At 55.3% G+C, this 13,937-nt stretch carries 10 protein-coding genes; 3 read left to right on the plus strand and 7 right to left on the minus strand.

Features of this window, described 5'->3' with window-relative positions:
• On the plus strand, positions 1 to 382 hold a 382-nt coding region (locus C2U68_RS20025; protein ID WP_222101948.1), incomplete at its 5' end, for an REP-associated tyrosine transposase.
• Between the two features lie 130 nt (positions 383 to 512).
• Positions 513 to 1,187: a hypothetical protein gene (locus C2U68_RS20030; RefSeq protein ID WP_140914243.1), complete on the plus strand. Its 675-nt coding sequence runs from the start codon at positions 513 to 515 to the stop codon at positions 1,185 to 1,187.
• A gap of 258 nt (positions 1,188 to 1,445) precedes the next feature.
• On the opposite strand, the gene C2U68_RS20035 is transcribed toward C2U68_RS20030, so the two are convergent.
• The 7 genes from C2U68_RS20035 to C2U68_RS20065 all read right to left on the minus strand — a co-directional run bounded on the left by C2U68_RS20035 (position 1,446) and on the right by C2U68_RS20065 (position 12,039).
• Positions 1,446 to 1,790 carry a DUF5615 family PIN-like protein gene (locus C2U68_RS20035; protein ID WP_140914244.1) on the minus strand — a complete coding sequence of 115 codons (345 nt, stop codon included), beginning with the start codon at positions 1,788 to 1,790 and terminating at the stop codon, positions 1,446 to 1,448.
• The gene (locus tag C2U68_RS20040; protein ID WP_140914245.1) at positions 1,787 to 2,014 is read right to left on the minus strand and encodes a DUF433 domain-containing protein; all 228 of its coding nucleotides are present in this window, start codon (positions 2,012 to 2,014) and stop codon (positions 1,787 to 1,789) included. Before C2U68_RS20040 ends, C2U68_RS20035 begins: the two co-directional genes overlap by 4 nt.
• Before the next feature lie 605 nt (positions 2,015 to 2,619).
• A complete protein-coding gene (locus C2U68_RS20045) occupies positions 2,620 to 4,926 on the minus strand; it encodes a TonB-dependent receptor plug domain-containing protein (RefSeq protein ID WP_140914246.1) in 2,307 nt (768 codons plus the stop codon).
• A 138-nt stretch (positions 4,927 to 5,064) separates the two neighbouring features.
• Positions 5,065 to 6,291 carry a PepSY-associated TM helix domain-containing protein gene (locus tag C2U68_RS20050; protein ID WP_140914247.1) on the minus strand — a complete coding sequence of 409 codons (1,227 nt, stop codon included), beginning with the start codon at positions 6,289 to 6,291 and terminating at the stop codon, positions 5,065 to 5,067.
• 500 nt (positions 6,292 to 6,791) lie between these two features.
• The gene (locus C2U68_RS20055) at positions 6,792 to 8,135 is read right to left on the minus strand and encodes a peptide MFS transporter (protein WP_140914248.1); all 1,344 of its coding nucleotides are present in this window, start codon (positions 8,133 to 8,135) and stop codon (positions 6,792 to 6,794) included.
• A gap of 35 nt (positions 8,136 to 8,170) precedes the next feature.
• Entirely contained in the window at positions 8,171 to 9,529 is a 1,359-nt protein-coding gene (locus C2U68_RS20060) for a DUF3999 domain-containing protein (RefSeq protein ID WP_260839425.1), read from the minus strand.
• Entirely contained in the window at positions 9,526 to 12,039 is a 2,514-nt protein-coding gene (locus C2U68_RS20065) for a DUF2339 domain-containing protein (RefSeq protein WP_140914249.1), read from the minus strand. The genes C2U68_RS20060 and C2U68_RS20065 overlap by 4 nt, the downstream gene beginning before the upstream one ends.
• A gap of 230 nt (positions 12,040 to 12,269) precedes the next feature.
• Here C2U68_RS20065 and C2U68_RS20070 point away from each other — a divergent pair, with 230 nt between their 5' ends.
• Positions 12,270 to 13,877 carry a methyl-accepting chemotaxis protein gene (locus C2U68_RS20070; RefSeq protein ID WP_140914250.1) on the plus strand — a complete coding sequence of 536 codons (1,608 nt, stop codon included), beginning with the start codon at positions 12,270 to 12,272 and terminating at the stop codon, positions 13,875 to 13,877.
• Positions 13,878 to 13,937: the final 60 nt, after the last annotated feature.

Genomic DNA, 13,937 nt, shown 5'->3' on the forward strand with positions numbered 1-13,937 from the left:
GAATGGAGCCACTTCTGTACTGCCGGAACATTTACATTGCATTTGGCGCTTACCCGAAGGTGACGACGATTATCCGATGCGTTGGCGCTTGCTTAAATCACACTTTTCCAGACAGATTCAAAAGAACGAATTCGTTTCCGACAGTCGATTACGGAAAAACGAACGTGGGGTATGGCAACGGCGATATTGGGAGCACCAAATCCGGGATGAAACGGATTATCAGCGACATTTGGATTATATTCATTACAATCCGGTGAAACATGGTTATGTCGATAAAGCAGTGGATTGGCGTTATTCTTCCATCCACCGCTGGATTAAATTAGGGGTTTACACCGAAAATTGGGCTGCTCTGCCGGACTTAATCGAACAAAACTGGGAATGATCGCTGGGTTTCACGTTGTTCAACCCAGCCTACGGCGCTAACCCTTCACTCCAGCAGATTGTCAAAAAGCTGAGCTTTATACTGCCCGCTGAATTACACATTGACCTTAAGAGCGAGTGACATAGATAACATGGAATTCCTGCCTCAAACAATCTCTGCTGCTGCTCAAAGTCCGCTTGGCATTTTGGCTCTTCTGTCGGTCGCCCTATCTGTTCTGGCCTACAGATTCTTTGGCTATGAATCTGTGCGAGTAAAAGTGTGCATTTTCGTTCTGTTGTTCTTTGGCGTTGTGGCATTCGGCTGCGCAATGTTTCTTACCTCTGTTCCCGACATCAGTCCTAAGCCAACACCGCAACCATCGCCTGCACCTGTGCCATTGCCTGGTCCCGCACCTACCCCTTCATCGCAAGTACAGGCCTACTGTGGATCGCTTTTTCATAAATCCAGCGACCGCGAAACTAGTAATTGGAAAGATTCAGTAACTGTAAGCTGTGCTCCGAACACTCAACTCATCGCCTGCGAGTATTGGAAAAACGCACAAGGCAACGGCCCAAATGACGTCGCAAGTGGCCCTACGCCATCCGGCAACGGTTGCAAATGCGAGTGCCGCCACGCAGCAAAGGAGGATAGTGATGCTCCGATTGTAGATGCGATCGTTTCGTTTATCACTGTCGATCGGGTTTCGCATTTAGGTAAAGGGCATATGTGCGGGTGCTATCCCGTAGCAGTATGCGCCTCTGAACCCATTAATTTGTCAGGCCCAAAAGACGAGCTGATCAAAGCTGCTATATCAAGTTGTAAATAGAGTCCCGCTTGTCGCTCAACCGGAGCGCGGTTTTCATGTAATTTTGTTTTTTCGGCTTTCGTGGCCGAGCCCGCTTAGCTCCGCGTTTTACGAGCAATTTATGACACAAACCGGCCATTCAGAAATCAGTCGCGATTGGTGCGGTTCGTAAACTCACCACACCCTGCGCCTGCTATCGGTTGGACGGTTGCCATTGGCAAGTTTGTTTCGTCCGGCGGTTTTTGGCCGATAACGGGTATTGATAAAACAAACTTAACATCACGACTTATCGGCCAATTCCACTACTGCATGACCTTCAGCCAATAATTGCAGGGCTTGTGGAAAAACTTCGTTGAACAATGCTTGTAACCGTTGGTTGGTCGTATTACCGCAGGTGACCCAAAGTAATTGCGGTGGTGGTTGCTGCTGACGCAGCAATAGTTCGACAAAATCACTGTCTTTACTGATTAAAACGATACCCTCTTGCTGAGAGCGTTCGAAAATCTCCAGATCGTTGGCATCACGCAATCCCAGATCTCGGAGGGCATAGGCTTCAACTTTGAATGTCCAGCGCAGCCAATCGGCCAGATTTGGCGGTAGTTGGGCGTCAACCCAAAAAATCATGCGACCAGTCGTTCAAGGTTGGCTCGTCGGGCTGCGTACAGCAGGCAGGCTTGGATGTCAGCGAGTTCCAGGTCCGGGTAGTCGAGTAGAATGCTCTCGGTACTTACGCCTTCTGCCAGCATCTGCAAGATGTCACTGACCCGTATCCGCATGCCGCGAATACAAGGTTTGCCACCACATTGCAGCGGATTATGGGTGATTCGGCTTTCAACTTGCTCGTTCATAATGTGACTGTTCCATTACTCATTTGACGTTATTTTAACTTCATAAGGCTAAAGGATACTCGCCGCGTAGTCTCTAACTTTTATTTCCTCAGTATTTACGTAAAGGTACGCTGTGCAAACCCTTTAACTGGATTTGGTGCCAAACCAATTCTTGACAGCACATAGCCAGTACTAACCTAGTAATGATTTCATTTTGCTCGCCAACTACCTGACAGTCAAATGGATCACAGGTAGCTCAATCTGTTGAAATCGGATGGCGACGTTGCAGTTCAGCTTTTGGCCTTCGCTGAAAATCTTGGAAACGGAGCGTCAGCGAAGTGAAGATTTTTAGTCCCCGATAGCCGTAGCGTCGGGCGGGTTTTCGCAGCGAAGCGGAGAAAACCTGCAAGGCATCGCGACACGGCGTCAAGTCATGCGAGAGCCGATGTTTCGACCCCTTGCTGGGTCGGAACGAGGTGACGCGGACGAATCGGGGCGCCGAAGGCATAAGCGGTCGCGTAATTTTTGCCGATTTTTTCCTGCTGGGAAGCTCGAAAAAATCTTTCGGCAAAAATAGCGACTCCCCGGAGCTGTTGAGAACAAAAGTCAACAGCCTGCTTTTGTCTTCAATAATTAAAACTGAGCTCCACCAGAAAGTTACGCCCCGGATTGGGGGCAAATTGGAAATATTGCTCGTTGCTTAAGTTGTTGGCCATGAAGCCGACGCTGACGTTTTTAGTGGGGCTATATTTGATTTTGGCATCCATTAACCAGAAGGCCTGAAAACCGCCGTACACGTCGTGCACCACGTCAATGTTTTCAGCCGTATCAAATGATTCGGAAACATGTCGGCCAATCAAGCTGCCGGACCATTCATGCCAATTGGCTTCCAGGCCAACGGTCAATAAATGTTCCGGTGAATTGGGCAAGCGTTTGCCTTCTGAGGCGGGGGTGCCAGGACTGGACAGCGTGGTTGCGGTAGGGGTCCAGGTGTAATTGCTGAACAGCGACAGCCAATCGGTCAGGTTCTGGTCGAGCGATAATTCCACGCCTCGGGTAATAGCTTCAGCGGCATTGATGCGTTGCGAGCCGGTAAAGTTGGCGCGGCGTTCGATTAATTTGTTTGAAATTAAGTCCGATAAATGGTTTTCAAAAAACGTGGCTTTAATTTGGGTGTCGGTTGCCGCGATTTTCTGCTCAACACCCACTTCCCACGATAAGTTGCTTTCGGGCGTCAGATTGGGATTGGACAAGACTGTCGCGACCACGCCGCGGCGTGAATCAACATACAGGTCCTGCAAGGTCGGTGGGCGGAACGATTTACCTGCTGATGCGCGTAAGGTGGCCCCTTCCCAGGCATCTTTGTAGATCAGTGACAGCTTGGGATTGACTTCGACACTTTCCTGCGTGGATTCGGGCTTGAAAGTATTAAATGCGTAATCTTTGCTGATCCCTGTGGCTTGCCACCAATCGACTCGCGTGCCCAAATAGGCGGTAAATTGATCCGTAAAACGGATTTCGTCTTGCGCAAAAAATGAAGTGGTGTCGGTTGAGGCGTCGGCCACCAGGCGAGTACCTGTCCGGCTGTAGCGGTCGTTCCATTGACTCAGATCGTAATCTTTACGATCCATTTCACCATGATCCACTTCAAACCCCGTGGTGATCATTTGACTTTTGGTCAATGGAAATACCAACTGCGCCCGACCGTTGACCATCGTGCTTCTGGTGTGGTTTGACGTACCCGGACCACCCCCTAAACCGGAGCTGGTGAGGACGTTAGTAAACCAGGTGTCCCGGGAGGTGTGGTTGAAGTTGACCGTTAATGCCGTATCGGCACTGAAATTGTGTTCAAACTTCCAAAAGCTGCGCAAATCGTCTTCATGCGATGGCGAGTTCAGAAAGACGTTTGGCGTTACCTGTCCCAATAAGGTGCCATTCTGCCGAATTCTGCCGCTGATTACCGGATTGCCGTTGGCGTCGCGTAGATAGCTGTTAAACGGGTCTTGGCTGTAACCAATGTCGGAGTAGAAGTAATGGAGACCCGCCGAAAGACGCGTGTAGTCATTAAAATCATAATAGGCTTTGATATGACTGTTGTGCGATTCCCATGGTGCGCGGCCATGATCGCCCACTAAATAAGCGGTTTGTCCTTGCGCGGTGGTGGTCGGGATGGCGCCTGTGACATTGGTAATTGGGCCGCCTCCGCCCGGATTGGCAAAACCCCAGATGTCACGAATGCCGTCATTGAGCTCGTGGTGGTGGCCCAAGCTGATGGACAAGCCGTTGTCGAACACATCCCGGTAGATGCCGCTGGCAGTCATGCCCTCGGCGGCATCAAACTGATAGGTGCCTTTCACCAATACTTCGCGTTTGGTGGGTTTTTTGGTGACGATGCGCATGGTGCCTGCAAACGCATTTCCGCCATACAGTGCTGAGCCGGCTCCGGGCACCAATTCGACTTGTTCGACATCCTCTGAAAAGATCGCGCCGTAGTTAACGGTGCCAAAACTCGGATCGTTCATTTTTTGGTCGTCGAGCAGGACAACGGTGCGCGCCGTGCCGCTAATGCCGCGGATGGACTGGCGTACCGCGCGGTTGGCGGCAGGCGGTAACGCACTGGTGGCGCCAATCGCCATGTATACGCCGGGCATTTCTCGCACAATGTCACCGATACGACGTACATCGCGGAGTGCGATTTGTTTATCGTCAATCAAGTGCAAGGTGCCTGGCACTTCGTCGATTGATTTTTCCGATAAGGTTGCTGAAACCACCATGGTACTCAGCTCGGTGGCTTGGTCTTTTTTGGGCGCTTCCGATGTTGCAACGGGCTGATCTTTGGAAGCGTTTGTTTCCGACTCGGCCAAACTGACCTGGCAGCATAATGCCAGACTAATGGCAGCCGCCAGTGGATGGTATTGCATAGGGTTGTTCATAACAGTAAAGGGTGGGGTTTATTTGGAATTTGACCTAGGTGTTGATGGCTGACTTCGCGAATACCCGAGCGTGTGCCGCAGCGACAAACGTATGGTGATAAGCAACCAGTATTTGTTGGACATTTCAGTAAGCTGCTTTTACGGTGCTTTTGCGGTGAGTCGCTGGTTATGCACGCGTCGGGATGCGCGTTTTTTCAGCCAATGGATGATGCCGGTAATCAATAAGGCCAGTGGCGCAAAGCCAACAATCAGCACAGCCACTTGGCCGGGCGTACCGAGGATTTCGCCGTTATGAAGAGGTAACTGGATATTGATAAACGCATCGCCAGCGGCAAATTGATTGGGGTCGCGGACCATCAGTACTTCGCCGCTGTATTGATCCAGCCAAAGCATGGTTGCGCCTTTACTGCGGGTTTCGTTGGCTTGTTTGCCGCTGACCATGAAACTGCCATTGGCGTCGGCAGGCAGGTACAAGCGCTGTAGTTGCAGATTGGGAAAGCGCAGTAGTGCATTGCTCAAAATGGTTTCGTAGGCCAGCACCTCGCTGCCGATGGTTTTGGATTTAACGGCACGCGGTACTTCGTGCACACTGGAAAACACATTGACCGCCGGCTTGAAGACGTCCGGGAAATTGAAGTAAAAGCCGGAAAGCGATACGGCAAATAAGACGACGGCGGTATAAAGCCCGACGGTTTTGTGCAGATCAAAATTGAAGCGGGTAAAGCTGGCATTGCGTTTAATGACCAGTGCTTGCAGCCATTTGCCGGTTTTGGGCCACCAAAGGTAAATGCCGGTAATGGTCAAAACCAAGGTCAGCAGGGCGGTGATGCCCATCAGCCATTTGCCGAACGGGTCCACCAATAACTTGTAGTGCAGGCGCAAAATAAAGTTAATCAGTGAGTCGTTGCGGTCGCGATGGCCCAGCGCTTGGCCGGTGTAGGGATTCACCATGACTTCGTGGAAGTGATGATTGTGTCCGGGGCCCGCGTGGGGCACTTGGTAACGCACAATCAGGGCTTCATCGGGATGTTTGGGAAGTTGAATATGGTGGGCTGGGTGCTTGATGGGGGAGACTTGATCGGCGGTGGCCAGGATGTTTTGCAAGGGTTGTCGGGATGATCCGGCTGCTACGGCCAGGATGTCGCTGTTCAGCCAATGATCAATCTCTTCGCCGTAAACCAGTATGCTGCCGGTCAAGCCGGCAATGGCCAGAAACAAACCCAGCCATAGCGAGATGTATAAATGCAGTTTGAGCAAGACCTTGCGTAAGGTGATTTTCTGCAGCCAGTCTAAACGTTTTACAGAGGCAACAGGACGACGAACGATTGGGATTTCCTTCGCGGTAAACGGATCGATGACAGACATAACAAGCTCCCTTAGGAATCAGCACAACTTGGGTGTGCCAATTGAGCGAGGTCTGTGCCATAACTAAAAAAACAAACAATCTCAGTGATTTGCTGTGCGCTAAATCGGCTAGGACTTAAGTAGAGTGGGTTATTTCACACACCATTCGGTTTGCGGTGTGTGAAATACCCTATTTGTGGATTTAAACGGGGTGACGACCGTTACCCAGTGGTATTAAAAAAACCGCCGCCCGGCCAGTGAGGCGCCGAAGTGCGCTACCGCTATAAAATCCCTAGCCCCATCAAAGCGAAGCCTCAAGCCTTATTGGCTTGCAGAAAACCGTGCTGGAAAGTGACCTGATCGGCATCCCGCCGAGCATGCCTGTTACGACAGAGGCAAAACGCGGTACTTCAAAGTGCGTAGGGTAGAAATATAACGGCACGTTGCCGCGACTGGAACCGGGATTGCGGTCGGGGCAGGCCAACCTGCGCCGGCTGTCCCCTGGCCGCAGTAGCGAAGCATCAGACCGATCCCAAGCCTTTACGCAATAGCGGTTTCATTGCCAAAATCGCCAAGCCGGTGCCGATGCCCAGGCCGGCCAACAGCAGAAAAAATGCTTGTCTGGGCATGGTCTGATAAAAGCTGCCGATATAACCCGAAAGTAAATTGCCGAAGAAGGACGACAGGAACCAAATCCCCATCAACAAACCGACCAGTCCGGGCGGCGAGATTTTGCTGACCAGCGATAAACCGACCGGCGACAGGTATAACTCGCCCAAGGTATAAATCAAGGTACATAACGCCAGCCACAAGAAACTGATTTTGACTGACGGATCGCTAGCGTTGGTGGCATAAATCAGCACGAAAAACGATGCACCCAACAAGCCGGCGCCCAGTGCCATTTTGCCGATGCTGGACGGCTGGCGGCCGCGCGCGGTCTGCCAACGGGATAGCTTGTCGAGCAAAGGCGCCAGTATGAAAATGAAGGCCGGATTCAGGGACTGAAACCAGGTGGAAGGCATTTCCCAGCCGAACAAATGCCAATCGGTCTCGTGTTCGGCGAATAGTTGCAGGGTATTGCCTTGCTGTTCGTAGACCGCCCAGAACATCACGTTCAGTAGCGCGATGGCGCCGAGAGCTGCGATGGCCCGGTAATCTTTGCCGGATAACGTGCCGGTAGTCCTGGGCGTTGATGGCGGGCTCTGCTCTGTCGCCGGCAAATAGCGTCGGCCGAATCCGTAAACCAGCAAACCCAGCAACATGCCGACGCCGGCGGCGGCGAAGCCGTAATGCCAGCCGTAGCGTTGGCCCAGGGTGCCGCAGATCAGCGGCGAGAAAAACGCGCCCAGATTGACGCCCATGTAAAAAATCGTGAAGGCGCTGTCGCGGCGGGGATCGCCCGGCGGATACAAGTCGCCGACCTGAGCGGAAATATTGGGTTTGAAACAGCCGTTACCGGCAATCAAAAACAGTAAGGCCAACAGAAACCAGCTTTCCCCGGCCATCAGAAAATGGCCGACCGCCATCAGGCTGCCGCCCAACAGCACGGCGCGGCGCCGGCCCAGCACCCGGTCTGCAAGCATGCCGCCGAACAACGGTGTCAGGTAGACCAAGCCGGTGTAAAGACCGTAAATCTGCGACGCCAAAGCTTGGTCGCCGAGCGGACCGAAAGCGGCTTGCAAAACCCGTTTCAATTGCGGCAAGCCAAACACCGGCCGGCCGTTTTGCGCCGCCTTTAGCAGGTGTTCGGTCATGTACAGTACCAACAGCGCGCGCATGCCGTAGTAGGAAAAGCGCTCCCACATTTCAGTGAAAAACAGCACGAACAGGCCGGCCGGATGGCCGAAAAAGCGTTTTTGCGGCATCGGGCTAAGTGTTGCCGCCTGGTGGCCGGCTACCCTCACTCGAAATCGCCGATGCGTTTGCCGATTTTGAACAAGCTCCAGGCCAGTACCAGCGCGACCGATGCGATTGCCAGACCCAGAAACCAGCGGCTGTTGACCCATCCCGCCCAGTCGAATTCCGGTTCGGGCTGAGCTAGCGCGATTGCTTCGCCCAATTCTGCGCTGCTGCTTTGGTAGCCGCGGCGCAACAGTTCCTGGATCGGTGCGATGTCGTAATTCGGCGCTTCGGCTTTGTCGACGCCGTAGCCGAGCTGGTAGTTGTGGCCGGCCTGGGCCAGAAACAACAAGCGGTAGCCGTGGCCGATGCCGGCCACCGAGTTGATGTGCAACGGCGGGTTATCCTCGTTGTAGACCAGGATCCGGTAATGCTCGCGGCGGGTTTCGGCGAATTCGATCGTGTTTTGGTCGCGATTGAAGCCTTGGAAGTGCAGGGCTTGCAAATACCCCAGACCTAGGGTTCGGGTCCGGGCTTCCAGGCCATGGCTTTCGTCGATCTGTACCTCGGTGCGGCGGTTGAAATTGGGGCTGAAGCTTTGCACGCTGAATCCGATCAGGGGTAGGCGTTTGCTGTCGATATCGATCACACTGGCCTTGAGCTCGACGTCCTGGCTGATTTTGAAGGCGACGGGATAGTCGAAGCGTTGCGCTGCGTCGGCCAAGGTTTCCGTAAGTTTTTGCCAGAATTCGATGCGATCGATGTGTAAGGGCTCGTTGCGAAGTTCTATGCTTTCGCTACGTTCTTGCTCGGAGCCGTTTTGCATGGTTCGGGTCAGTTCGGTCAAACCGCTGCTGCGGGTTTGGCTGGCCTGGGCCACGACCAGCTTGAATTGGCGGTAGTTGTTGGCCGGCAGCTCGATGTCGTTGTTGCCGATCTGGGCGTAGCGCGAGTAATCGAAAATCCGGCCGTTATCGACTAGCGGCTGCCAGGTTTTGCCGTCCGCGGAACCGAAGACGTGTAAGCCGTATTCGTAATCGCGTTGCGCGGTGACGATGCTCAGGCCGTCGGCACCGGCGGCGGTTTTGTCCAGCGCCACGATCAGTTCGATGCCGTTCTCGCCGGTCCGGTTCAGGCTGACAATTTTGCCGGTGCTGGGGAGGCGCCGGGCCACAGCCTTTTGTTCGGCAATTTTTTGCAATAAATAGGGCGTTTCGACACCGTTTTGGTCGGTCAGGCGCAGGTCGCGGAAGTCGGCGGCGCTGGCGGCGTAAACCGCACTATCCAGCGTTACAGCCAACAAGGTCTGGTCTGCTTGCTCTGTATGGATCACTGCGCGGCTGAAACGTTGCGGTAGCGACCGCTCGGCCGCGGTGGCCGACAGGGTCAGACAGAACAAGATAACGAGTTTGGCGATCATGGCGATTTCTCTGCAGTATCGTTGCCGATAAAAGTTTGTTGGTAACGCATGTAAAAAAACGCGCCGCCCAGGGCCAGCATGCCCAGTACGATAAAGGCGACGATCCGGTAGATTTGCTCCAGCCGGGCCAAATCGACGAAAAACACCTTCCAGGCCACCAGCGCGAACAGGCCCAGGCCGACCAGACGCAGAGCCGGTATCCGCCGCTTGATGCCATTGAACACCAGCGCCAGCGCGAATATCGACCATAAGATGGTGACGCCGCCGGAGCGCAAACCCGGCACATATTGATACAAAATCGAGTTGATCTCCAGACTCAGGAAGGTAAACAGCAAGGCCAGCGCCGAGCCGCCCAGCCAGAGCCGGAAATTGCCGGCATCCCGCTCCGCGCCGGCCAAGCGGCTGAGCGCAAACAGCAAGAAGGCGATGATCGCGGCGAAGTCGAACAGGCGCATCAATGCCGATTCGAAGCGGTAGTCGCCGGCATAACGCAGCGTGAATAAATCGTCGCCGCCGCCGATGGCGCCCAAGGCCAGATCCCAGGACGGCAAATCGAACAACAACAACTTGACGGCAACGCCAACCAAAAACCACTTTAACGCCGGTAGCAACCAGGCGCCGGAGCCGGCCAGAAAACGCTGCAGCAGCAACCAGCACATCGCCAGCCAGACCAGGCTCAGCATCGGCAGTTGCAGCGGCGGGTACAGATAGGCGAAGCTGCGGTAAAGCTCCAGTTGCAAGGCCACGAACAGCAAACCGGCGCCGGCGATGGCAATGGCCTGCAGCAGCCAGTTATCCTTGATCCACAGCGGCGTGTCGGTTTCCGGGGTGCAGGCCAACGGCGAGGCGGCGGCCGGCTGCTCGATCAAGCGGTAGGCGGCCGCCAGGGACGCGATCGGAATGCCGAAACTGGCCAGGCGTTGCAACAAGCCGAACAAAAACCCGCCCAGGCTGGCGCCGTAGTCGCTGGCTGCGGCGTACTGGCCCGGCAAGTCGACCAAACAGAAGCGGCCGATCACTATTAGATACAGCAGATACGCGGCTTGGCGCAGAAAGGCGCTGTTGACCTTGCCGGCCATCCATACCATGGCCAGCGCTTGCAACGACCAACTCGCGGTCAGCCACGGCGCCGACAATAACAGCGGCAGCGTCACGCTCAGGAAAAACGCCGCCAGGCCGATGAAGCTGACCAGCAATTCGCGGTCGGCAATTTTTCGCGCCAGGCAGTAATAAGCGTGGCCGACATAAAACGCCGCCAACGCGACGGCGAGCAGCGCGGTCCAGATTTGGCCGTAAGCCTCGTCTATCAGTTGGTAGGCGGTGGCGAAGAAAATCGCGGCGTTGACTAGCAACGCAATCAAATCCAGCAAGGTCGATTTGCTGCGATTGACCAGGCAAAACAGGAACACCATGGTCGAATACAGCACGAAAAAACCGGTCAGAAACGGTAACACCTGCCAGAAATGCTCGATTTGGTATTTCTGCATCGCGCCGAAAAACAGCAGGTAGTTGCAAGCGAAACTCAGGAAATTCAGGAGGTGCCATTGCTTGTACCAGTTGATCGCCAGCATGCCGCCGCCAAGCAGCAGCATGTAACCGAACAGGCCGGGGAAATTGACCTGGCCGGTCGAGAGCAGCAGCGGCGTGCAATAGCCGCCGATGATGGCGAAGATTGCCACCAGCATCGAATCCAAACGTACCGCCAGAAAGGCCGCGCTGGCGGTGACCAGGACCATCAACGCGAAAGTCGGATACACGCCCAGCAGGTGGTAGAAGGCGAAGGCGGCGAACACGCCGAAATACAGTACGGCGATACCGCCGCCCAGCAAGCCCTGGCCGAACAAATGGTATTGGCCGCCGACCAGTCTGACGCCGCCGGCCACCATGCCGACCCCGGCCAACAGGGTCAAAGCGACCCGCGCCTGTTCGCCGATCAGGCCGTTGTCTATCGAATATTTCAAGAAGAAACCGATACCGGTGACCAGGATCAACACGCCGATCCGCAGCAGCCAGTTGCTGGCCACGGCGTATTCCATCGCTGCGCCTTGCGGGCGGTGGCCTTCGCCAACGATGATCCAGTTCCAGATTTGTTTCAGGATTTTCTGTGCGGCCAGTTCGAACCGGCTGGGTTCGGCCGCTTGCCAGTCTGCGGTTTGCCAGGGATCGGCCGCGGCTGGCTCAGGTTGGACTGTGGGTGTGGCGGCGGGAATCGGTTCCGGCATATCGGCCATTGCAATCAGCGGCGGCGCAATGGTCTCGGCCGATTCGGACGCGGTTTCGGCTACTGCAGCGGGCGCTTGCACGGCTGCTAACACCGGTTGCGGCTGATGCGCGCTCAGCCGTTCCAGCAAGTGTTGCTGCTCGCGCAAACGTCGTTCGATGCTGTCCAGCGCGACACTCAATTCCTCCCGCGCCTGCCGCTGCTGCGACAGCAGCATGCCCAGTAGCACAAACAGGGCAATAGGCAGTGCCAGCAGTAAGACGGCGATAAACCCCCAAAAATCGTCCACGGTAACGCTCCTGGAAATCCAAAATCTCGACAGCCGGCAGCATAGCCGCTTGCCGAACGGAATGCGAATAAAGATGTCATGCGCGACACGCTTTTTGGCGGCGGCTTGGGCTATGCTTGTCAGTGCAAGATTACAGGCTGCCGGTTCGGACAATGTATTGAGTTTTGCCAGCCGCCGCCGATAATGGAATTGGATGTCCCCTTCAATTCAGAACAGCCGGCCGATATTTCATGACTAACCATTCCACGATCCAATCCAAAATCCTGCTCAGCATCGCCAGCGTGTTTCTGTTGCTGATGTTCGTCAGTACCTTGTTTATGGCCGACCGGCAGAAAGACATGGTGGCCAGTCTGGCGACCGGCAGAGCGCAGGATACCGCCAACAGTTATTTCGACGGCCTGAATACCTTGATGTTGACCGGTGCCATGGCACAGAGCGATGTATTGCGCGACAAGGCCCGTGCCCGTGCCGACATCGCCGAAGTCCGCCTGCTGCGAGGCAAGGCCATCACCGATGCTTACGGGCCCGGCAAAGCCGAGCAACGCCCGAACGATAGCCTGGACCAGCGCGCATTGGCCGGAGAAGCCATTACCGATTACGGCAATAACGATGCCGGTCGGCTGATCACGGTGCTGGAACCGATCAAGGCTAGCGCGGATTTTCGCGGTACCAATTGTCTGAACTGCCATGCGGTGCCGGAAGGTACCGTGTTGGGTGCGGTCCGGGTGTCGTATTCGCTCGCCAATCTGGATGCGCAAATCAACAGCCATCTGGTTACTGCGTCGGCGATTTCGCTGGCGATGTTTGCCGCCGGCCTGTTGCTGGTGAACGTGTTGATGCGCAAGATCGTCGTCAATCCGTTGGTGGCGATGCGCAACGCCGTGAATGCCATTGCCGGTCAGTCCGATTTGCGTAAACGCCTGGTCGTCGAATCGGGCGACGAGATCGGTCAGGTCAGCGAATCGTTCAATTCCATGTTGGCGCATTTTGCCGACAGCTTGGAACAAGTCTCGACCGTCAGCCAGCAATTGGCCACGGCCAGCGATCGCATTGCCGACGTCGCCCGTCAAACCGCGCAGGCCGCCAGCCAGCAGCGGAGCGAGACCGAATCGGTGGTGCGCGCGATCCACGAGTTGGAATCTTCGGTGCGCGAAGTCCGCAGCGGCGCCAATGGTGCGGCGCAAGCTTCAGTCGAAGCCGACCAGCACGCAGCGCAGGGGGCGGCAACCACCAAAAACGCGATCGACGGCATCTACGGTTTGGTCAACGAAATCGAACGGGCCAGCGAGGTCATCAAGCGGCTGGATCAACGCAGCAACGGCGTCGGCGCGGTGCTGGATGTGATCAAAGGCTTGGCCGAGCAGACCAATCTGCTGGCCTTGAATGCGGCGATCGAAGCGGCGCGCGCCGGCGAGCAGGGCAGGGGCTTTGCCGTGGTCGCCGACGAAGTGCGGACCCTCGCCACCCGTTCGCATCAGGCTACCGAGGAAATCCATAAAATCATCGAGCAACTGCAGCACGAGGCCAAAGATGCGGTGAACGTGATGAGCAAGGCCAAAATCAGTGCCGAGCAGCGTCGCGAGCAGGTACAAAGCGCCGATCAGGGTTTGAGTACCATCGCCGAGCGCGTCACCCAAATCCGCCACCTGAACTCGAAAATGTCGGAAGCGGCCGACATTCAAAGCCGGATGGCGCAGCATGTCGGCCAGAGCGTCGGCAACATCGGCCAACTGACCGAGCGCACCTCGCGCGATGCCGAGCAAACCAACGCCGCCATCGGCGAACTGGTGAAACTGGCCGGACAATTGAACCAGTTGGTCGGGCAATTTAAACGCTAGCGCTCCGCTTGCGGATATGGCTTCGGATTCGGTTGCAGGCTTGGGAATCGGCGGTTGGGG

The organism is Methylomonas koyamae (assembly GCF_006483455.1).
Taxonomy (GTDB): domain Bacteria; phylum Pseudomonadota; class Gammaproteobacteria; order Methylococcales; family Methylomonadaceae; genus Methylomonas; species Methylomonas koyamae_B.